Below are 19,418 nucleotides of genomic sequence, written 5' to 3'. Positions count from 1 at the left end.
ATGTACCGGCGACGCTCGCGATGTTGCAGCGGTTCGTGGCCGACGGCGAGATCGATGCGGTGAGCGGGACGGCCTTCGCGGTCACCGCTGCCCTGCGGGAGGCGTACACGGCCGGTGACGACGATGAGCTGGCCGAGGTCGCAATGGGGGAGGCCGCCAGAGCATCGCTGCGATTGCTCGCCGCAGAGGACGACGACGGGACGCTCGGACCTCGGCGGGTCGTGATCGCGGCCGACGTCGACAGTGCGAAACCTCGCCCCGATCTCGACGACGCGGTGGTCAGGCTCGACGCGGCCGTCCCGATGTCGGCCCTCGCGTCGGTCCACGTCGACCTGGGTGCGGCCGAGAGTGACGTTGCGCGTGCCGTGGCGGTGATCGACGCGGCCGATCTCGGCGACGAAGAAGCGGAATTCGTGCTCGGCGACGCCGAAGATCACGAACTTGCGTGGTATGCCGCTCAGGAGCTGCCGTTCCTGCTCGAACTTCTCTGAACGCACGCAACCTACGCTACCGTAGCTTCTGTTAACCTACGGTGGCGTAGGAATCGGCGAGGAGAAGGTGTCGGATGGGTTTGAAGGAATGGATCGAGAAGCCGGCGGCGCATGTCGTGTCCTCGGAACGATCCCTGTCGAATGTAGTGCGTGGCGCTGTCGCACGGGTGACCACACCGCTGTTGCCCGACGACTACCTTCATCTGGTCAATCCGCTCTGGTCGGCACGTGAGCTCCGCGGCCGAATCGTCGAGGTGCGTTCGGAGACGCCCGACTCCGCCACGATCGTCATCCGTCCGGGGTGGGGTTTCGACTTCGAGTACGAGCCGGGGCAGTACGTCGGTATCGGTCTGCACATCGAAGGGCGCTGGCACTGGCGTTCGTATTCGCTGACGTCCACGCCGGTTCGCGACGACAAACTCATCTCGATCGCCGTGAAGGCGATGCCGGAGGGCTTCCTCTCCAGTCACCTGGTCAGCGGTGTTCCGGCCGGGACAGTTGTTCGGCTGGCGGCTCCGCAGGGTGACTTCGTCCTTCCCGATCCGCCCCCTGAGAAGATTCTCTTCCTCACGGCGGGCAGTGGCATCACACCCATCATGTCGATGCTCCGGACACTCGACCGCCGCGCGACCGAGCGTGGAGCCGCAATCTCGGATGTCGTGCATATCCACTCGGCGCCCACCCCCGACAGCGTCATGTTCCGTTCCGAACTGGAGGGGTTCGACGACTCCCACGATCGATTCCGCTCGCACCTCCAGTTCACGCGCACGCAGGGTAAGTTCGCGCTCTCGAGTCTCGACGAGGTGTGCCCGGACTGGCGCGACCGCACCGTCTGGGCTTGCGGTCCACAGGCGATGCTCGACGATATCGCTGCGTTCTGGAAGGGGGTGGGTATCGACGAGAAGCTCCATCTCGAACGATTTGCAGTCTCCCGTGCCGATACATCGGGATCCGGCGGTACGGTGACCTTCGCGAAGTCCGGTAAGACGGTCACCATAGACGGCGCAACGACCCTGCTCGAGGCGGGGGAGAGTGTCGGTGCTCTCATGCCGTTCGGCTGCCGCATGGGAATCTGTCAGACTTGTGTGGTGCCGTTGGAGAAGGGGCACATCGTCGACCTCCGGTCGGGCAAGGAGCATGCAGAGGGCGAGCGTGTCCAGACCTGCATCTCTGCGGCCGCAGGCGACTGCACGCTCGACGCCTGACCGCGTCGTTCAACACAGGTCGTTCAACACAGGGGGAAGGGCCCCGTTTGGCTATCAGCGATATTCGGGAATTCGCGCATCTGACCGACGCCGATGTCGAGGCGCTCGGACGTGAGCTCGACGCGATTCGAAGCGATATCGAGCGTTCGCGCGGTGTGCGCGATGCGCGGTACATCCAGAACACTATCCGGCTGCAGCGGACCCTCGAGGTCATCGGCCGTCTGGCGCTGTTCCGGTCACGAGAGCGGACGTGGTGGTTGTTGGGCACCGCGTCGCTGTCGTTGGCGAAGATCATCGAAAATATGGAGCTCGGCCACAATGTGATGCACGGGCAGTGGGATTGGATGAACGATCCCGAGATCCACTCGACATCCTGGGAGTGGGACCAGACGGGCCCGTCCGCCCACTGGAAGCGCGCGCACAATTACGCGCACCACACCTACACGAACATCGTGGGCATGGATGACGACGTCGGATTCGGCATCCTCCGGATGACCCGCGACGAGAAGTGGCGTCCGATCAACCTCCTGCAGCCGGTAGCGAATGTGATTCTCGCTGCGGGATTCGAATGGGGCATCGCGCTGCACGACCTGACGGCGGCAAAGGACCTTGCCGGTGTGCCTCATGCACAATGGAATTCGGAGCCGAACAAGGAGTTCGCTGTCAAGGCGGGTAAGCAGGTCCTCAAGGACTGCGTCCTCTTTCCCGCAGTCACGGGTCCCGCATGGCGTTCGACGTTGAAGGCGAATCTCACTGCGAATCTCATCCGTAACCTCTGGGCGTACGCGGTGATCTTCTGCGGGCACTTCCCTGACGGCGCGGAGAAGTTCACCCCCGACGAATTCGAGCGGGAGACGCGCGCGCAGTGGTATCTGCGTCAGTTGCTCGGTAGCGCGAACATCTCGGGCGGCAAGGTCATGGGATTCATGACCGGCAATCTGAGCTATCAGATCGAGCATCACCTGTTCCCGGATCTGCCGAGTAATCGGTATCCCGAGATCGCGGCCCGGGTCCGCGCGTTGTGCGGCAAGTACGACCTGCCCTACACGACCGGATCGTTGGGGCGTCAGTACTGGCTCGCTCTGCGCACGATCCACAAGCTTGCACTTCCCGACCGGTTCTTGAGGGCGACCTCCGACGATGCGCCCGAGACGTCATCCGAGCGTAAGTTCCGGCACGTGCGTGCGAACGTGGGGTTGTCAGCGATCACCACCGATCCGATCACGGGCCGGCGACGGGGTCTGCTCACCGCGCTGCGGACGCACGCGGAGCACGCTGTGGCGGCGCGACGCACGAAGGCCGCTGTGCGACACAGGAAGACACTCGCAACCAGTAGTGCGTGATTCCGGTCACAGCAGGAAATCTACTAACCTACGGAGTCGTAACCTACGGTAGGGTAAGTGCATGGCGATTTCGGATGTCAAAGAGTACGCGCACCTCACCGAGGCCGACGTCGAGGCCATCGGCCGCGAACTCGACGCGATCAGGCGCGAGGTGGAAGAGTCTCGCGGTGAGCGTGATGCCCGCTACGTCCGCAATACCATCCGGTTGCAGCGTGGTCTCGAGATCGGGGGGCGCGTGGTCCTGCTCGGCTCGCGGAAACGTCCCCTCTGGATTCTCGGGACGACCATGCTGTCTCTGTCGAAGATCATCGAGAACATGGAACTCGGGCACAATGTGATGCACGGGCAGTGGGATTGGATGAACGACCCGGAGGTGCACTCGGCGAGCTGGGAGTGGGACAACGCCGACCCGTCGGCGCACTGGAAGATCACCCACAACTACCACCACCACAAGTACACCAACATCCTGGGCATGGACGACGACGTCGGATACGGTCTGCTCCGGGTCACGCGCGATCAGCGCTGGAAGCCGTTCTACCTCGGTAACATCGCCTACAACGCGCTCCTCGCGTCCCTGTTCCAGTACGGCATCGCGATTCAGTTACTCGAACTCGGCAAGGTCGTCCAGGGCCGTGACGATCGCGAACTGACGAAGGTCCGTGGCAAGGAGGTGCTCGCCAAGATCGGCAAGCAGAACCTCCGCGACTACGTTGTCTACCCGGCGCTCACCGGTAAGGCGTGGAAGTCGACGATCAAGGCCAACGCCACCGCCAACTTCGTCCGTAACCTGTGGACCAACGCGGTGATCTTCTGTGGTCACTTCCCGGATGGCGCCGAGAAGTTCACCAAGAACGATATCGAGAACGAGACCCACGCCGAGTGGTACCTGCGGCAGATGCTGGGGTCGGCAAACATCTCGGGCGGCAAGGTCATGGATTTCATGACCGGCAATCTGAGTTACCAGATCGAGCACCACATCTACCCGGATCTGCCCTCGAATCGGTACGCCGAGATCGCCGTACGGGTGCGTGAACTGTGCGACAAGTACGATCTGCCGTACACGACCGGTCCGCTCGCGGTGCAGTATTGGAAGTCATGGCGAACCATCGCCAAGCTGTCGCTTCCCGACAAGTACCTCAAGGACACGCGCGACGCAGCGCCGGAAACGGCGTCCGAGCGCGGATTCGGCGGGCCCGCCGAAGTGGATCCGGTCACGGGTCGCAGGCAGGGTCTTGCCACCACCATCGAGAAGGCCCGCAAGCGTGGTCTCGTCCGCCGTGTGCTCGGGATGCGCTGACCGACACTTAGTGACAGACGGCAGAGCCCGGCTTCGTTTCGACGAGGCCGGGCTCTTACATGTGTGGCCTACCACGAGTCGTTCGTGGCCAATGCGGCGAGCAACTCTCGTACGGCCATCGCGCGGCGCAACGACTGGCCTTCGAGTTTGTCGAGTGCACACTCGGGATCTGCGGGCGGCCCCAGGTGGGTGCATCCGCGCGGACACTGTTCGACGGCCACCGCGAGATCGGAGAATGCGCCGATGACGTCGTCGGCTTCGATGTGCGCGAGTCCGAACGACCGGATACCGGGCGTGTCGACGACCCACCCGCTGTGGGGGAGCGGCAGTGCCACTGACTGCGTGGATGTGTGACGTCCTTTACCGACTCCGGACACGACGCCGGTGGCGCGCGCGGCGTCGGGGACGAGCCGATTCACCAGGGTGGACTTGCCCACTCCGGAATGGCCGATCAGCGCCGTCACACGGCCCTGCAACAGTGCGGCCAGCTCGGTGAGGTCGTCGTCCTGCCCGGCGAGCATCACCGGAACGGAGAGGTCTGCGAAGTGCGCTGCGAACGCGTCGGGGTCGGCCAGGTCGCTCTTCGTCAGGCACAACACCGGCGTCAAGCCACCCGTGTATGCGGCCACCAGCGCGCGCTCGACCAGACCGGTACGGGGCGGGGGATCGGCCAGCGCGACCACGATCAGCAGATGCGAGGCGTTGGCCACCACCACTCGTTCGTACGGGTCGGTGTCGTCCGCGGTGCGTCGCAGCACCGTGCTGCGGTCGTCCACGCGCACGATCCGTGCGAGGGTGTCGGGGCGTCCCGACAGATCGCCGACCACTCCCACCTGATCTCCCACCACGATGGGAGTTCGTCCCAGTTCCCGGGCGCGCATTGTGGTGACGCCCCGATTCGGGTCGCCGCCCAGCACCACACCCCAGCGTCCGCGGTCGACGGAGACGACCATGCCGTCCATCGCGTCGCGGTGCGCGGGCCGATCCTTGGTACGAGGCCGCGATCCTCTGCCCGGGCGGACCCGGACATCGGACTCGTCGTACTGTCGCCGTTTCAGGAGCGGACTCCCGTCAACATCCGGTCCCACAGGGCTTCGAATCCCGGCAGCGTCTTGGCCGTCGTACCGATGTCCTCGACATCGACTCCGTCGATCACGAGACCGATGATTGCGCCTGCCGTCGCCATCCGGTGGTCGGCATAGGACCGCCATACCCCGCCATGCAGCGGCGCCGGTTCGATACGCAGGCCGTCGTCGGTCTCGGTGACCGATCCGCCGAGGCCGTTGATCTCGGTGGCCAGAGCGGCGAGCCGGTCGGTCTCGTGGCCGCGCAAATGAGCGATCCCGCGCAGGTAGGACGGGCCGGACGCGAACGCTGCGACCGCCGCGACCGTGGGGGCCAACTCGCCCACGTCGTGCAGGTCCACGTCGATGCCGGCGAGCCTCTCGGGTCCGTGCACGGTGAGCACGCCGTCGGCCAGCGACACGTCCGCGCCCATGTTCTCGAGAATGCCGCGGATCGCATCCCCGGCCTGAGTGGTCGTCGCGGGCCACAGCGGCACCGAGACGGTGCCGCCGGTGACAGCCGCAGCGGCGAGGAACGGCGTGGCGTTCGACAGATCGGGTTCGACCGTCACGTCGTGGGACTTGATCGTGCCCGGTGCGACGCGCCACGTGTTCGCCTCCGACGTGTCGACGGAAACCCCTGCCGCCCGGAGCATGTCGACGGTCATGTCGATGTGTGGCATCGACGGAACCGGCTTCCCGTCGTGGTGCACCGCGACGCCCTCGTCGAACGCCGCGCCCGACAGCAACAGACCCGAGACGAACTGCGAGGACCCGGACGCATCGATCGTGACACTGCCGCCACGCACCGCGCCCTTGCCTCGCACGGTGAACGGAAGCCCGTCGCCGTCGATCTCTGCCCCGAGGCCGCGCATTGCGTCGAGGACGGTGCCCATCGGGCGGACGCGTGCTTGCTCGTCGCCGTCGAAGTGCACGTCGCCCACCGCGAGCGCGGCCAACGGCGGTACGAACCGCATGACCGTGCCGGCCAGGCCGCATTCGACCGAGCTGCCGCGCAACATGCCGGGAGTGACGTCGAGGGTCGTGCCTCCGTCGCGGTCGACGATCGTGGTGCCGACGGCGCGCAGCGCACCGATCATCAGATCGGTGTCGCGGCTACGTAAAGCTCCGGTGATCGTCGACGGCCCGTCGGCCAGCGCGGCCAGGATCAGGGCGCGGTTCGTGATCGACTTCGATCCGGGTAGTGCAACGGACGCGTCGACGGCGTTCACGGCTCGGGGTGCTCTCCACAGGCTCACCCGTCCATCTTCGCCCATGGACCGGTCGAACCTCGACTGCGGATGGTGCCGCGCGGTGAAGATGGCGAGGTGTCGGTCGCGGCTGCCACACTCGTGGCATGTGCGGTAGGTATGCGACCACAGTGGATCCGGCGACGTTGGCAGCCGAACTCGATGCGATCGACGAGACGGGTGACGCCGAGATCGTGCCCGAGTACAACGTGGCACCCACGACCGGTGTGCTCACCGTGGTGGCACGGCACGATCGTGAGGATCCGGAGAGCGCGGCACGACGTCGGATCCGGCGCATGCGCTGGGGCCTCGTGCCGTCCTTCGCGAAGGAGGTCGGCAAGAGCGCACCGCTGTTCAACGCCCGATCCGAGTCGGTCGCCACCAAACCGTCGTTCGCGCAGTCGCTTCGCTACAAACGCTGCCTCGTCCCGATGGACGGATGGTACGAATGGCAGGTCGAGCCGGCTTCCGGCGGAAAGACCCGCAAGGTTCCGTATTTCATGTCGCAGGGCGACGGTTCACGTATCTACATGGCGGGCCTGTGGGCGGTGTGGCACGACCCGCGCACCCCCGACGCGCCACCGCTGCTCAGTACCACGATCCTCACCGCGGATTCGATCGCGCAGCTGAGCAATGTGCACCAACGGATGCCCCTGATCATGCCACCCGAACGATGGGACGCCTGGCTCGATCCCGACAGCCTCGGGCATCCGGATCTGATCGTGCCCAGCACAGAGGCGGTCTCCGGGATCGAGATCCGGCGCGTGTCGGACAAAGTCAACAGTGTCCGGAACAAGGGTCCGGAACTCGTGGCACCCGACGAAGGCAGGGGCGACCAGCTGGCCTTCCTCTAGACCACCCGGGAGCGGGCAGGTGGTCAGCGGCCGGAGGCGACGGGCGCCACCACGGCGTCGGTGAGGCGGATCAGATCGGCGGGGGCCAGTTCGATCTCGAGACCCCGCCTGCCGGCGCTGCACAGCACGCGCTGCCACTGCTGCGCGGAGGCGTCGACGACGGTGCGTAAACGCTTGCGCTGACCGAGCGGGGAGATTCCACCCAGTACGTACCCGGTGGCACGTTCAGCGGCCGCGCGTTCCGCCATCGCTGCCTTACCGCCACCCAGCGCTCCCGCTGCGGCCTTGAGCGACAGCGTGTCGGGGACCGGTATCACCGCGACGGCGAGCGAACCGTCCGACAGGGAGATCACCAGCGTCTTGAGGATCTGCGCGGCGGCCACACCGAGTCGCTCACCGAGGACGTCCACCGCTTCCGAGCCGTACGACCCAGATTTCGGGTCGTGCGAGTATTCGTGAACACGGTGGTCGACCTTCTCACGCTTCAGCAGGGTGGTCGCAGGTGTGGAGGTGGAAGCCATGAACATCAGACTAGGAATACCTGCCGGACGGACGGTGGGAGGCCCGGAAATGTGAAGGTTCGGGAACAACTCGCACCGGGATGTTGTTGATCCCCGTGGGCCGCACGTCGAGGACTTCGGCCCCTGTCGAGCGAACATGTCGAAGCGAGAAGATCGGAGCACCGGTGCCGGTATTGAGCCCTCCCCGTCCGGATCCCGATTGCCCGGTAGCCTTCACCGAGGGGATGAGTGAAGGGATCGGTGTGGTCGAGGAGTCTGCAGAACAACTGGCCGAGCGGTTCGAGCGGGATGCGATGCCCTTGCTCGACCAGCTCTACGGCGCCGCATTGCGGATGACCCGTAATCCTGCCGACGCCGAAGACCTGGTGCAGGAGACCTACATCAAGGCCTTCTCGGCGTTCCGGTCGTTCCGGGAAGGCACCAACCTCAAGGCCTGGATGTACCGGATCCTGACGAACACGTATATCAATACGTATCGGAAGCGGCAGCGTCAACCCGCCCAGTACCCGACGGACGAGATCACCGACTGGCAGCTCGCGGCAACCGCCGAGCATTCGTCGACCGGTCTGCGGTCCGCCGAGGTGGAAGCGCTCGATGCGCTGCCCGACGACGACATCAAGGCAGCACTGCAGGAGCTCCCGGAGGACTTCCGGATGGCCGTGTACTACGCGGACGTCGAAGGCTTCCCCTACAAGGAGATCGCCGAGATCATGGGTACGCCGATCGGCACCGTGATGTCCAGGCTGCACCGGGGACGAAAGCAGTTGCGGGGGCTCCTCGCAGATGTCGCGCGTGAACGTGGATTCCACCGTGGCCGCGCGAAGGACGAAGCAGCGACTGTCAGCACCGACGGGTCTATCGGCACCGAGGGCCAGAAGGGAGTCTCGCAGTGAGCGAGCAGGCAGATTTCGAGCAACTCGACTGCTCAGCGGTCATCGCGGACGTGTACCTGCTCCTCGATTCGGAGTGCGACGAGGCATCGAGAACTCGACTGCAACGGCATCTCGACGACTGTGGTTCGTGCCTCGCGACGTACGGCATCGAAGAGAAGGTCAAGGCTCTGCTCAGCCGCAAGTGCGGTGGCGAACACGCGCCGGAGGGCCTGCGGGAACGTTTGATGGTCGAGATCCGTCGGACCGTCGTGGTGAACGTCCGCGACAACAAGTAGGGCAGAAGCGAACAGACGTCGCGGGGGCCGGAAAGCAGCGCTTTCCGGCCCCCGCGACGACTGTCTGTGCGTCAGGCGTTGGGACGCTTGCCGTGGTTTGCGGCGTTGCCCTTGCGGCTGCGCTTCTTGCGACCTCGCTTACCCATGGTGGGATCTCCTTTCTTGTTGATTACAGTGTTCCACGTGCGGTCGAGTGGCCTTGTCGGCAGGTCCACCGTCCGGGCTCCGGAGCAGCGAATCGAGGTGTTCGATGGCAGAGGACGTGCGCGCCGAAATGGTCTCCACAGTCTTCGAGGTGGTTGTCAGTGAAGGTGATGTGGTGGCGGAGGGAGACACTCTGGTCATCCTGGAGTCGATGAAGATGGAGATTCCGGTGATCGCGGAGAACGCAGGCACTGTCACCTCGGTCGACGTCGCGGTCGGCGACGTCATCCAGCAGGGTGACCTCATCGCGGTCATCTCCTGAGCGCGGAAGTTCAGACGGTGTCGACGCTCAGCGCGCTGCTCGCAACCCATACCGATCTGCCGGGCGCTGCTGTCGACCACCTCCAGAGGGTGGTGGGGGAATGGCAGTTGCTCGCGGACCTGTCGTTCGCCGATGTACTGCTATGGGTGAACGCGGATCCCCGCGGCATCGTGTGCGTGGCCCAGTGCCGCCCGACGACGACCTCGACGGTGTTGCCCGAGGATGCCGTGGGCATCGTCGTATCCGACGACGAGCACCCGTATGTGCGTGAAGCGTTCGAGACCGGACGGATCGTCACCGCGCAGCCGGGCTCCGGCGATGCGATCAACATGCGGCAAGCGGTGCCCGTGCGATGGGGCGACGACATCGTTGCGGTCCTCAGCCGCGACGCCGCACGTGTATCGAGACGGTCGGCGAGCGCATTGGAGACCGCTTATCTGGAGTGCGCCGATGCGCTCTACCGGATGATCAGCGAAGGAAGCTTCCCGACCGCCGAGGCACGTTCCGACACGAAGTCGAGCCCGCGCGCCGGTGACGGTTTCATCCGGCTCGATCGGGAAGGACGTGTGGTCTATGCGAGTCCGAACGCCTTGTCGGCCTATCACCGGATGGGATTCAACTCGGATCTGCGCGGGCAGGACCTGATCGAGACGACTCGGGCGCTCGTCACCGATCCCTTCGAGAGCCGCGATGTCTCCGACTACCTGAGGGGCGCCGTGGAGGGTCGCAACGGGCAGCGTATGGAGGTCGAGGCCCGTGGTGCGACGGTGCTGATCCGTGCCCTCGTCCTGACCCCGGGGGGCCGGATCGGCGGTGCGGCGGTCGTCATACGCGACGTCACCGAGGTCAAGCGGCGAGACCGCGCGCTGATGAGCAAGGATGCGACGATCCGCGAGATCCACCACCGGGTCAAGAACAACCTGCAGACGGTTGCCGCACTGCTGCGACTGCAGGCGCGCCGCACGGGCAACGGCGAGGCACAGCAGGCACTCGGCGAAGCAGTCCGACGTGTGACGTCGATTGCGCTGGTGCACGAAGCGCTGTCGATGTCGGTCGACGAGGAAGTCGACCTCGACGACGTCTTCGACCGGTTGATACCGATCGTCGTCGATGTGTCGGCGGTCGGCAGTCAGGTGCGGGTGCATCGTGAGGGCAATCTGGGAGTGTTTCCGGCGGACCGGGCGACCCCGCTCGTGATGGTGCTGACCGAACTCGTGCAGAACGCGGTGGAGCATGCGTTCGATCCGGGTGCGCACGGCACGGTGACAGTGAAGGCGCATCGTTCGGCCCGTGTGCTCGATGTGGTGGTGCACGACGAGGGCAAGGGTCTACCCGACGGCTTCCGCCTCGAGGATTCCGATCGTCTCGGTCTGCAGATAGTCCGGACGCTGGTCGCTGCCGAACTAGGGGGCTCCATCGAATTGGAGACCAGCGGCGCCGGCGGAACGGAAGCCCGGCTCAGCCTGCCGCTGGGTAAGCGGCCTGCCTGACGACGAAGACCAAGACGCACAAAGGCCCGGCACCCGAAGTGGTGCCGGGCCGTGCGTCGACTTCGATGCCTCACACAGGTGCTACGTCAGACGGCGGTGCGTGCCCGGGTCCGGGCGTTGCGACGCTTGAGTGCGCGGCGCTCGTCCTCGCTCATGCCGCCCCACACGCCTGCATCCTGGCCGGACTCGAGAGCCCACGAGAGGCACTCGGTGGTGACCGGGCAGCGGTTGCACACGAGCTTGGCATCGGCGATCTGCGCGAGCGCCGGGCCGCTGTTTCCCACAGGGAAGAACAGTTCCGGATCCTCGTCGCGGCAGATGGCCTTGTGGCGCCAGTCCATGCTTCTACTCTCCTTCGATGGTGCTGCGCGCACCGGATGATGGTCTTATCGAGTTCATGCTGGAGTCGCGAAGTATTTCCGCGGAGTTACTTGTGAATGCTTTCACGAACGAGCGTGAAGTCAATAGAATCGACCACGACCGTGGGGAAGCTCACGCCGGCATTGATGCCGCGTTGTTCTCGAAGTACATTTTTACATCCTGGCCAGCGGAGATGTAAGACGAATCACAGAATTACCCGCTTGGATTCTGACGCGGGAGCCACTACGTCCAGTAAGTCCGGAACGGATACGAATTCGACGTCCGTACGCATTCCCAAGTAATCGCCGTCGACCTGGAGTCCGATCGGTCGCGTCGATAGTGCCCGTACCCGCGGGGTGTCGTCGATACGTATCAGATGTGGGGATTCGGGTTCGCCGTGCCGTGCCAGCAATTGACGCACCACTCGAAGGCTCGGTACCACCCGCGTGGTGGTCATGGCGAACACACCCAGCCCGGTGTCGAACGACGTGCCGGGATTGGTGTGCACCGGACGCTCGTCGAGGAAGGTCCACGGACTCGAGTTCGACACGAATGCGTAGTAGACACCCTCGGCAGGATCGCGGCCGGGAATCTCGAGTGTCAGCGCGGGCTCCACCCTCTTCGATTCGAAGAACTGCTTGACGGAGTGCCGCACGTAACGCGCGGTGGTGACCCTCTTCCCGGAGGCCCGGGACAGGTCGATGGCCTCACACACCTGGGCGTCGAGTCCCAGACCCGCGTTGAAGACGAACCAGCGGTCTTCGCAGAATCCGAGCCCGATCCGGCGTCGGGCCCGCTGAGAGAGCAGAGTCAGCAGCTGCTCGGTGGCCTCCATCGGATCGGCGGCGATTCCCAACGAGCGCGCGAACACATTCGCCGAACCACCCGGAACCACGGCGAGCAACGGCATCGACGGATCTGCGGCACGCGGGGACGGTTCGCCGAGCATTCCGTTGACGATCTCGTTGACCGTGCCGTCACCGCCGTGCGCGATGACCACGTCCATACCGTCGGCGTGCGCCGATCGGGCCAGCTCCGCTGCGTGCCCGCGGTGAGTCGTGTGCGCCACGGTCAGCGCGACCCGGCCTGCCAGAGCGTGAGCGAGCCGGTCGCGACCGGCCGGTGTGGTCGTCGTCGCGTTGGGATTCACGATCAGCAGTGCGCGCACGGAACATCAGCCTAAGTGGTCTTTCCCGGGTCCACTACGCTGGCCGGGTGACCACCGAATCTTCCCGCAGCGCCATTCCGTCGACGGTCCGTATCGCCGGCATACTCGTTGTACTCGAGGGCGTTGTGGCAATGGGGTTCGCGGTGTACTCGATCTTTCGGGCCGCATCGGGTGAACACGACCAGTCGGTGACCAACGGATACGGCTTCGCGTTGTGGCTGGCGCTGTTGTTCGGTGGCGTCCTTGCCGCGGGCATCGCATTGCTGCGGGGGGCGCGTTGGGGCAGGGCGGTGGCGGTCGTCGCGCAGATCCTTCTGCTGCCGGTCGTGTGGTCGCTGCTCACAGACTCGCATCAGCCCGTGCTCGGGGCACTGATGGCCGTGATCGTTGTTCCGGCCTTGGTGTTGTTGTTCGCACCGGCGACGACGGGATGGCTCGCGCAGGACTATGCGCCCGACTCACCGCCGGATGCAGACACAGACACCAGCAGCGGTTCAGGTTCCGAGCGCACGTAATGCCTCTCCACTGAGCCGGAAGGTTGTCCACTCGTCCTGGGACTCCGCGCCCAGCGACCGGTAGAAACCGATGGACGGTTCATTCCAGTCCAGCACAGACCAACTCAGCCGTGTGTAATCGCGTTCCACGCATTCGTGGGCGAGAGCCGCAAGCAAGCTGCGCCCGTGTCCCGCACCTCGGTGCTCCGGAACAACCGTGCACAGCTCTCGCGCATGTTCGTACTCTGCGAGGGCGTAGATCAGGTCGGTGATGCGGCGATGTCGCCGGGGCGGGCGCGGCGGATCACGGGCGGAATACCTCCTGCGGTCGTGTCGATCGGCGTACCGGCGACACACGCGGGCAGCCGTGTATGCGTCAAGTCTCGCGCGGGCTGCCGCTATGAGCGAGGATCGACGCGTGGCAACAGTACTTGCGGTGGCAAATCAGAAAGGTGGCGTCGCGAAGACGACCACCGTCGCGTCACTGGGCGCTGCCCTGGTGGGTCTCGGGCAACGTGTCCTCGTGGTCGATCTCGACCCGCAAGGCTGTCTGACGTTCTCCCTGGGGCACAACCCGGATCGGCTCGAGCGGTCCGTGCACGACGTGCTCATGGGTGACGTCGACATCGCGGACGTGCTCATCGAGACGGGGGAGGGTCTGGTCCTACTACCGGCGACGATCGATCTCGCCGGTGCGGAAGCGCTGTTGCTGATGCGTCCCGGGCGGGAATACGCCCTCAAACGCGCTCTCGCAGTCGTCGAGGACGATTACGACATCGTCATCGTTGATTGCCCGCCTTCACTCGGTGTGCTCACCCTCAACGGACTGACCGCCGCCCGATCGGTCCTGGTGCCGTTGCAATGCGAGACCCTCGCTCACCGAGGCGTCGGGCAGTTGCTGCGCACGGTCGACGAGGTCAAGCAGATCACCAATCCCGATCTGGAGATGCTCGGCGCCCTACCCACCTTGTATGACGCGCGGACGACGCACAGCCGGGATGTGCTCGCCGATGTGTCCGATCGGTACGACCTGCCCGTCCTCGCGCCACCGATTCCGCGGACCGTGCGGTTCGCGGAAGCGTCGGCGTCGGGTGCGACGGTCCTGTCCGGACGTAAGAACAAGGGCGCGCAGGCCTATCGGGAACTCGCAGAGAACCTGCTGGCGTGCTGGACGGACGGTGCCGCGCCGGTCACGCTTGCGGTCCAGGCCGAGGCCTAGCAAGCGAAGGGTCCAGCGGACCCGTTCACTGCGTGCCCACCTCCGTCAGCGCGACCACATCGTCGCCTCGTTGTTCGAGGACCGTGTCGCCGGCGACGGACAACGAGACCGTCGTGTCCGTATCACGGTCGACGTCGATCGTCCGAGAAATCTCGCCTGTCGCGGGGTCGACCACGGCGATCGCGTCGTCGATCGGTAGCAGCACTGATCCTGCCATCCGGGAGCCGCGCCCGAGCGTGCTCTCGACGGTCCAGAGCGGCCTGAAATCCTCGGTGTCGAGTGCGACGGTGTCTGTGCCTGTCCACCACAGGAGCAGATCGTCGAATCCGTCCGCCGGGCCGGTGGCCGCGTCGGGCCCGGCTACCTGCGGCAACTCGTGCCGGTCGACGGCGGAACCCGAAGCATCGAACACCTCGAGGCGTGCACCGCCGTCCGGACCGGGCGGAAGATAGACGGCGGTGTGATCGTCGACCACTGCGACGATCTGCGCGTCGCCGTCCGGTACCGCGGCAGGCAGGATCGAGGATGCGAACTCTTCGGGCTTCTGGCTGTCCTCTGGAGTGGTATCGAGCAACGTCAGCCGCCCGCCCGGTTCCCTGGCGCATTGTTCGAGCACCGCGAGGTGACTGTCGTCGGCGTCCGCCGACCGGAGGACGCAGCCGCTGCGGGGCTGTGCATTGGGGTTGACGGGCGCGTCGACCCGGCCGTATTCGACCGTGCGCACCAGATCCGATCGCCACACCTCCAGGCGGGTGTCACCGAGCGCGATCAGGTGCGTCCCTGTGTCGACAAGACGCACCTCGCTGTCGGTGTCGCTCGAACGTTGCGCACCCCGTGCACCGGTGGCTGCGTCGAGCGCTGTCACCTGCCCGCATCCGCGTGGATCGTTGAAGACCGACACGACGGAGCCCCAGGCGCCGATCGCTGCGCACAGCGGCCGGTCGCGTCGGTAGCTCCACCGCTCGGCCCCCGTCCGCAGGTCGCGGCCGACGACGGTGTCACCGTCGGCCGTGGCAACGGTGTCGGCGATCACGACGGCATGTGCCGTCGCCGAACTCGGAGCGCGCCACGACTCTTCGAGGGTGTCGGGCACGGACTCCGCGACAGGAGGGGCGGTGGCCGACCCGTCCCAGGTGATCGACGTGGTGCCGCGTGCATCCGATCGCAACCACACGACACACGCCGCCACCAGGACGGCGACGACGAGTACCGCTGCAACGATCAGATCCGCCCGCGTGCGACGCTCGGGCACAGGCACGTGGCTAGCGGGCCGAGTTGCTCGACACTGCGTCCTTGACGCCGGCAGTGTCCGATGACCCGGTGTCCGCCGCTGTGGTGTTCGATGCCGCATTGCTCTCGGCGGAATTGCGGCGCCGGCGGCGACGCCGGCGGGTGGGCGAGGCGGTGCCGTCGGTGGTGGTGTCGCCGGCGTTACCGTCGGCGCTGGACGTCGCTGCCGGGGCCTCGGTTGCGGGAGCATCCGCCTGGTCGGTGCCTGTGGCGGTAGTACCGGCGACCTTGCCGCGCACGGTGCGACGACGGGTCCGGGTGCGCTTGGGTCGTGTCGAGCTTTCGCTACGCGCTGGACGCTCACCCGATCCGCCCTCGGACTCGGTGCGGGTCGTCGTGGGCTTGCGAACACGGCCCGCGGATCCCTCGGGGATGCTGAGCTCCTCGAACAGGTGCGGCGAGCTCGAGTACGTCTCGACCGGGTCCGGCATTCCGAGGCCGAGAGCCTTGTCGATGAGCTGCCAGCGCGGGATGTCGTCCCAGTCGACCAGGGTTACGGCGATGCCCGTGCGACCCGCACGACCCGTGCGGCCGATCCGGTGCACGTATGTCTTCTCGTCTTCGGGGCACTGGTAGTTGATGACGTGGGTGACGTCGTCGATGTCGATGCCACGTGCGGCGACATCGGTGGCGACGAGAACGTCGATCTTGCCGTCGCGGAAACGTCCGAGCGATTTCTCGCGCGCGATCTGACCGAGATCGCCGTGGACTGCACCCACAGCGAAGCCGCGATCTGCGAGTTCGTCGGCGACCTTCTGCGCGGTGCGCTTCGTGCGGGTGAAGATCATCGTTGCGCCGCGGCCCTCGGCCTGCAGGATGCGAGCGACCAGTTCGGCCTTGTCGAGCGCATGAGCCCGGTAGACGAGCTGATCGGTGAGCTCGTGGACTGCGGAGGACTGGGGTTCCTCGGCGCGGATGTGGGTCGGCTGGGTGAGGAAGGTGCGCGCAAGGGTGATGATCGGGCCGGGCATCGTGGCCGAGAACAGCATCGTCTGGCGCTTGTCGGGCACCATCCCGAGGATCCGCTCGATGTCGGGAAGGAAACCCAGATCGAGCATCTCGTCGGCCTCGTCCATCACGAGCACGCCGATTTTTCCGAGGATCAGGTGCGACTGGTTGGCGAGGTCGAGTAGTCGGCCCGGGGTGCCGACGATGACGTCGACGCCCTTCTTCAACTGGTCGATCTGCTGCTCGTAGGGGCGGCCACCGTAGATGGCGAGGACTTCGAGGCCCTTCTTGCCGCTGCCGGGGAGGTACTTCGATGCGTTCTCGAGGTCGTGCGTGACCTGGACGCACAATTCGCGGGTCGGGACGATGACCAGCGCGCGCGGAGTGCCGTCGAGTGGAGCGGTGCCGGATGCGGCGGTGGTGACCCGGTGCAGCAGTGGCACGCCGAAGCCGAAGGTCTTACCCATGCCGGTGCGGGCCTGGCCGATGAGGTCGTCGCCGGCGAGTGCAAGCGGCAGCGTCAGTTCCTGGATGGCGAAGGTGCGTTCGATACCCGCTTCGGACAGCGCGCGCACGATTTCGTCGCGGACGCCGAGTTCGGCGAAGGTGGGGGCAATGTGAGTGTCGTCGAGTTGCGCGGAGACGGTGTTTTCGCTTGCATCGTCTTCGTGGTCGATGGTGATCTTGCTCAGGGGTCTGGCCTTCCTGGTCTCGGCACGCACGCACGAGGTGGACAAGGCGACCGGCCTGCGTATTCACGCGAGCCTGAAGATGGGGCCCGCGAGCGCGGCAGCGATCCTCAAACGGGTGCGCGCACATTATCGTCGAAGACCGCGGGCCACGGTGAGCGGCTCGATGCGCAGTCTTCTGATCCCATTGTACCGCGAGGGGCGCATTCGACGAGGTAGTACTACGCTTTGTCGTCATGGGAGCCGAAACGTCGCCGTCCGCCGCAGAACCCCGCCTGTCGCCCTCTGCGACGCCCTTGCCAGCCGATCATCCCGGTGTCTCGGAGCTGTTCTCGGTGCTCGCCTCCGGTGAGATCGCCGCGTTCTATCGTCTCGCGGACGAAGCCAAATTCTCGCCGTCACTGCAGGGGAAAGTTGCGTTCGCGCAGATGGCGGCCTCCGAGATGCGCCATTTCGAGATCTTGCGCACAGCGCTCGAGGAGCGAGGCGTGGATATCTACACGGCGATGGCGCCCTATCATCAGGTGCTCGACGCCTACCACGACTCGACGACACCCTCGACGTGGCTCGAGTCGTTGGTCAAGGCCTATGTCGGCGACGGAATCGCAGCCGATTTCTACTGTGAGATCGCCGACATGCTCGATCCTCAGGTTGCCACCGTGGTGCGCGGAGTGCTCGCCGAGACCGGGCACTCGGAGTTCGTGGTGCAGGAGGTCAGGTCGGTCGTCGAACGCAGCAGCACGCAGAAGGACCGGCTCATGTTGTGGGGCCGGCGTCTGCTCGGTGAGGCGATCACACAGGCCCAATACGTGCTCGCGCAACGCGAGGAGCTCGCCGAACTCGTCATTCTTGCGTCGGGAGACCTGTCCAACATCGCTGCGCTCATCGATCGCATGCAGGTCGAACACGCCAAGCGGATGGCAGTGCTCGGCTTGCATTAACCTGGCGAGGACAAGCAGTTCAGCCTGAGAATCTCGGAGGTCTTTCGTGGAGGTCAAGATCGGTGTCGCGGACAGCCCGCGCGAAATCGTCATCGTCAGCGAACAGACACCCGACGAGGTGGAGGCGCTCGTGACCGATGCCCTGAACGGCGGCAACAAGGGCGTGCTCGCGCTGGTCGACGAGAAGGGCCGCAAGGTTCTCGTGCAGGCCACCAAGGTCACCTACGTCGACATCGGACCCGGTACCGCCGGCAAGGTGGGCTTCGCCGCGAACTGACGTCGCACACGACGAAGGGGCCGGGACGCACTCGAGGTTGCGTCCCGGCCCCTTCGGTGTTTCTGCCGGGTGGCCGCCGAGACGGAAGTCAGCGCTTCTGCAACTCGGGCTGCAGTGGGACGTGCTTGAGACCGCCCCAGGCAAGCGCGACGGTGGTGTCGACAGCGTCGTCCTTGGAAATGGGTCGTGCTGCGTCGAGCCAGTAGCGAGCCGTGAACTGGCTCGTACCGACGAGCCCGACTGCGAGGATGCGCGCGCGATACGGATCGAGGCCCGAATCGTGAGCGACGAGATCGAACACCGCGTCGACGCATGCCTCGGTCGCCTGCTCGACGCGGTGTGCCACCTGCGGCTCGCCCATGAGATCGGACTCGAACACCAGTCGGAAGCCCTGGCTGTCGTTGTCGACGAAATCGAAGAATGCCTGGACCGCGGCGCGGACACGCTGCTTGTTGTCGGTGGTCGACCGCAAGGCCTGCCGGACCCCGTTGATCAGGATGTCGACATAGTTCTGGAGAACAGCACAGTACAGCTCGAGTTTGCCGGGGAAATGCTGGTAGAGCACCGGCTTGCTGACCCCGGCGCAGTCGGCGATCTCGTCCATACCGGCGGCGTGGTAGCCCCGCGTGACGAACACCTCGCTGGCCGCCTCGAGCAGCTGCGCGCGTCGCTCGTCCCTCGGCATGCGAGAGCCCCGCTTCGTGCCGTTGGTGTTGCCTCGTCCCGAGGCTCGGGCGGCGACTTCGGTCATGCTTGCTCCCAATCTGCACAAGCGACGATCGTGAGCGTTGCCACGTCGACGCGAATCATCTATGCAGGTTACAGGTCGGTGTCGGTGCAGGCGGATAGCCCTACCGTCGAGTATCCGCCTTTTCCGGTGGTG

General features: G+C 65.5%; 23 protein-coding genes and 1 pseudogene. 14 read left to right on the top strand and 10 right to left on the bottom strand.

The window, feature by feature from the left end:
• Positions 1 to 20: 20 nt before the first annotated feature.
• The 4 genes from EV641_RS04585 to EV641_RS04570 all read left to right on the top strand — a co-directional run bounded on the left by EV641_RS04585 (position 21) and on the right by EV641_RS04570 (position 4,336).
• Positions 21 to 491, top strand: a complete 471-nt coding sequence (locus EV641_RS04585; RefSeq protein ID WP_199233148.1) for a hypothetical protein — start codon at positions 21 to 23, stop codon at positions 489 to 491.
• A gap of 74 nt (positions 492 to 565) precedes the next feature.
• Entirely contained in the window at positions 566 to 1,696 is a 1,131-nt protein-coding gene (locus EV641_RS04580; protein WP_054718220.1) for a ferredoxin reductase, read from the top strand.
• 47 nt (positions 1,697 to 1,743) lie between these two features.
• Positions 1,744 to 3,039 (top strand): fatty acid desaturase, encoded by a 1,296-nt coding sequence (locus EV641_RS04575; RefSeq protein ID WP_132470941.1) that lies wholly within the window; start codon positions 1,744 to 1,746, stop codon positions 3,037 to 3,039.
• 61 nt (positions 3,040 to 3,100) lie between these two features.
• On the top strand, positions 3,101 to 4,336 hold the full coding sequence (locus EV641_RS04570) for a fatty acid desaturase (protein WP_054718214.1): 1,236 nt from the start codon (positions 3,101 to 3,103) through the stop codon (positions 4,334 to 4,336).
• A gap of 68 nt (positions 4,337 to 4,404) precedes the next feature.
• Here the strand turns inward: EV641_RS04570 and rsgA are convergent, their stop codons facing one another.
• Both rsgA and aroA read right to left on the bottom strand, forming a co-directional pair.
• A complete protein-coding gene (rsgA, locus tag EV641_RS04565) occupies positions 4,405 to 5,424 on the bottom strand; it encodes a ribosome small subunit-dependent GTPase A (RefSeq protein WP_054718211.1) in 1,020 nt (339 codons plus the stop codon).
• Entirely contained in the window at positions 5,391 to 6,677 is a 1,287-nt protein-coding gene (gene aroA, locus EV641_RS29650) for a 3-phosphoshikimate 1-carboxyvinyltransferase (RefSeq protein WP_132470939.1), read from the bottom strand. The genes rsgA and aroA overlap by 34 nt, the downstream gene beginning before the upstream one ends.
• A gap of 80 nt (positions 6,678 to 6,757) precedes the next feature.
• On the opposite strand from aroA, the gene EV641_RS04555 reads away from it, so the two are divergent.
• On the top strand, positions 6,758 to 7,504 hold the full coding sequence (locus EV641_RS04555) for an SOS response-associated peptidase (protein WP_054718201.1): 747 nt from the start codon (positions 6,758 to 6,760) through the stop codon (positions 7,502 to 7,504).
• A 23-nt stretch (positions 7,505 to 7,527) separates the two neighbouring features.
• Here EV641_RS04555 and ybaK read toward each other — a convergent pair whose 3' ends face one another.
• A complete protein-coding gene (gene ybaK / locus EV641_RS04550) occupies positions 7,528 to 8,025 on the bottom strand; it encodes a Cys-tRNA(Pro) deacylase (protein ID WP_132470938.1) in 498 nt (165 codons plus the stop codon).
• Between the two features lie 224 nt (positions 8,026 to 8,249).
• On the opposite strand from ybaK, the gene EV641_RS04545 reads away from it, so the two are divergent.
• The gene (locus EV641_RS04545; RefSeq protein WP_199233138.1) at positions 8,250 to 8,918 is read left to right on the top strand and encodes a sigma-70 family RNA polymerase sigma factor; all 669 of its coding nucleotides are present in this window, start codon (positions 8,250 to 8,252) and stop codon (positions 8,916 to 8,918) included.
• Positions 8,915 to 9,193, top strand: a complete 279-nt coding sequence (gene rsrA / locus EV641_RS04540; protein ID WP_054718204.1) for a mycothiol system anti-sigma-R factor — start codon at positions 8,915 to 8,917, stop codon at positions 9,191 to 9,193. Before EV641_RS04545 ends, rsrA begins: the two co-directional genes overlap by 4 nt.
• Positions 9,194 to 9,264: 71 nt before the next feature.
• Here the strand turns inward: rsrA and EV641_RS29135 are convergent, their stop codons facing one another.
• Entirely contained in the window at positions 9,265 to 9,408 is a 144-nt protein-coding gene (locus EV641_RS29135; protein WP_158289119.1) for a hypothetical protein, read from the bottom strand.
• Positions 9,409 to 9,443: 35 nt separating this feature from the next.
• Between EV641_RS29135 and EV641_RS04535 the strand changes: the two genes are divergently transcribed.
• Positions 9,444 to 9,659 (top strand): biotin/lipoyl-binding carrier protein, encoded by a 216-nt coding sequence (locus tag EV641_RS04535; RefSeq protein ID WP_054718207.1) that lies wholly within the window; start codon positions 9,444 to 9,446, stop codon positions 9,657 to 9,659.
• A 17-nt stretch (positions 9,660 to 9,676) separates the two neighbouring features.
• Positions 9,677 to 11,149 carry a PAS domain-containing sensor histidine kinase gene (locus EV641_RS04530; RefSeq protein ID WP_132470937.1) on the top strand — a complete coding sequence of 491 codons (1,473 nt, stop codon included), beginning with the start codon at positions 9,677 to 9,679 and terminating at the stop codon, positions 11,147 to 11,149.
• A gap of 86 nt (positions 11,150 to 11,235) precedes the next feature.
• Here the strand turns inward: EV641_RS04530 and EV641_RS04525 are convergent, their stop codons facing one another.
• The gene (locus EV641_RS04525) at positions 11,236 to 11,490 is read right to left on the bottom strand and encodes a WhiB family transcriptional regulator (protein ID WP_132470936.1); all 255 of its coding nucleotides are present in this window, start codon (positions 11,488 to 11,490) and stop codon (positions 11,236 to 11,238) included.
• A 17-nt stretch (positions 11,491 to 11,507) separates the two neighbouring features.
• Between EV641_RS04525 and EV641_RS04520 the strand changes: the two genes are divergently transcribed.
• Positions 11,508 to 11,708, top strand: coding sequence for a hypothetical protein (locus EV641_RS04520; protein WP_132470935.1), 201 nt, complete (start codon positions 11,508 to 11,510; stop codon positions 11,706 to 11,708).
• A gap of 6 nt (positions 11,709 to 11,714) precedes the next feature.
• On the opposite strand, the gene EV641_RS04515 is transcribed toward EV641_RS04520, so the two are convergent.
• The gene (locus EV641_RS04515; protein WP_132470934.1) at positions 11,715 to 12,677 is read right to left on the bottom strand and encodes a diacylglycerol kinase family protein; all 963 of its coding nucleotides are present in this window, start codon (positions 12,675 to 12,677) and stop codon (positions 11,715 to 11,717) included.
• A gap of 47 nt (positions 12,678 to 12,724) precedes the next feature.
• On the opposite strand from EV641_RS04515, the gene EV641_RS04510 reads away from it, so the two are divergent.
• Positions 12,725 to 13,192, top strand: a complete 468-nt coding sequence (locus EV641_RS04510; protein ID WP_132470933.1) for a hypothetical protein — start codon at positions 12,725 to 12,727, stop codon at positions 13,190 to 13,192.
• Here EV641_RS04510 and EV641_RS04505 read toward each other — a convergent pair.
• Positions 13,172 to 13,479 (bottom strand): annotated as a pseudogene (locus tag EV641_RS04505) (GNAT family N-acetyltransferase). The gene EV641_RS04510 and the pseudogene EV641_RS04505 overlap by 21 nt on opposite strands.
• Before the next feature lie 110 nt (positions 13,480 to 13,589).
• Between EV641_RS04505 and EV641_RS04500 the strand changes: the two are divergent.
• On the top strand, positions 13,590 to 14,390 hold the full coding sequence (locus tag EV641_RS04500; RefSeq protein WP_132470932.1) for an AAA family ATPase: 801 nt from the start codon (positions 13,590 to 13,592) through the stop codon (positions 14,388 to 14,390).
• 25 nt (positions 14,391 to 14,415) lie between these two features.
• Here EV641_RS04500 and EV641_RS04495 read toward each other — a convergent pair whose 3' ends face one another.
• Both EV641_RS04495 and EV641_RS04490 read right to left on the bottom strand, forming a co-directional pair.
• The gene (locus EV641_RS04495; RefSeq protein ID WP_132470931.1) at positions 14,416 to 15,648 is read right to left on the bottom strand and encodes a PQQ-binding-like beta-propeller repeat protein; all 1,233 of its coding nucleotides are present in this window, start codon (positions 15,646 to 15,648) and stop codon (positions 14,416 to 14,418) included.
• Between the two features lie 4 nt (positions 15,649 to 15,652).
• Positions 15,653 to 17,350, bottom strand: coding sequence for a DEAD/DEAH box helicase (locus EV641_RS04490; protein ID WP_132470930.1), 1,698 nt, complete (start codon positions 17,348 to 17,350; stop codon positions 15,653 to 15,655).
• A gap of 203 nt (positions 17,351 to 17,553) precedes the next feature.
• On the opposite strand from EV641_RS04490, the gene EV641_RS04485 reads away from it, so the two are divergent.
• Positions 17,554 to 18,258: a ferritin-like fold-containing protein gene (locus EV641_RS04485; RefSeq protein ID WP_054719356.1), complete on the top strand. Its 705-nt coding sequence runs from the start codon at positions 17,554 to 17,556 to the stop codon at positions 18,256 to 18,258.
• Positions 18,259 to 18,304: 46 nt separating this feature from the next.
• On the top strand, positions 18,305 to 18,535 hold the full coding sequence (locus tag EV641_RS04480) for a DUF3107 domain-containing protein (protein WP_132470929.1): 231 nt from the start codon (positions 18,305 to 18,307) through the stop codon (positions 18,533 to 18,535).
• 88 nt (positions 18,536 to 18,623) lie between these two features.
• Here EV641_RS04480 and EV641_RS04475 read toward each other — a convergent pair whose 3' ends face one another.
• Entirely contained in the window at positions 18,624 to 19,286 is a 663-nt protein-coding gene (locus tag EV641_RS04475) for a TetR/AcrR family transcriptional regulator (protein ID WP_054719363.1), read from the bottom strand.
• Positions 19,287 to 19,418: the final 132 nt, after the last annotated feature.

Source organism: Rhodococcus sp. SMB37 (assembly GCF_004345605.1).
Lineage (GTDB): Bacteria > Actinomycetota > Actinomycetes > Mycobacteriales > Mycobacteriaceae > Rhodococcus.
This window is presented reverse-complemented; position numbering and strand designations above follow the sequence as displayed.

Coding starts and splice junctions, on each gene's coding strand:
- EV641_RS04585 (WP_199233148.1), top strand. CDS start 21: ATGTTGCAGCGGTTCGTGGCCGACGGCGAGATCGATGCGGTGAGCGGG.
- EV641_RS04580 (WP_054718220.1), top strand. CDS start 566: ATGGGTTTGAAGGAATGGATCGAGAAGCCGGCGGCGCATGTCGTGTCC.
- EV641_RS04570 (WP_054718214.1), top strand. CDS start 3,101: ATGGCGATTTCGGATGTCAAAGAGTACGCGCACCTCACCGAGGCCGAC.
- aroA (WP_132470939.1), bottom strand. CDS start 6,677: ATGGGCGAAGATGGACGGGTGAGCCTGTGGAGAGCACCCCGAGCCGTG.
- EV641_RS04555 (WP_054718201.1), top strand. CDS start 6,758: ATGTGCGGTAGGTATGCGACCACAGTGGATCCGGCGACGTTGGCAGCC.
- ybaK (WP_132470938.1), bottom strand. CDS start 8,025: ATGGCTTCCACCTCCACACCTGCGACCACCCTGCTGAAGCGTGAGAAG.
- EV641_RS04545 (WP_199233138.1), top strand. CDS start 8,250: ATGAGTGAAGGGATCGGTGTGGTCGAGGAGTCTGCAGAACAACTGGCC.
- EV641_RS04535 (WP_054718207.1), top strand. CDS start 9,444: ATGGCAGAGGACGTGCGCGCCGAAATGGTCTCCACAGTCTTCGAGGTG.
- EV641_RS04525 (WP_132470936.1), bottom strand. CDS start 11,490: ATGGACTGGCGCCACAAGGCCATCTGCCGCGACGAGGATCCGGAACTG.
- EV641_RS04520 (WP_132470935.1), top strand. CDS start 11,508: ATGGTGCTGCGCGCACCGGATGATGGTCTTATCGAGTTCATGCTGGAG.
- EV641_RS04485 (WP_054719356.1), top strand. CDS start 17,554: ATGGGAGCCGAAACGTCGCCGTCCGCCGCAGAACCCCGCCTGTCGCCC.
- EV641_RS04475 (WP_054719363.1), bottom strand. CDS start 19,286: ATGACCGAAGTCGCCGCCCGAGCCTCGGGACGAGGCAACACCAACGGC.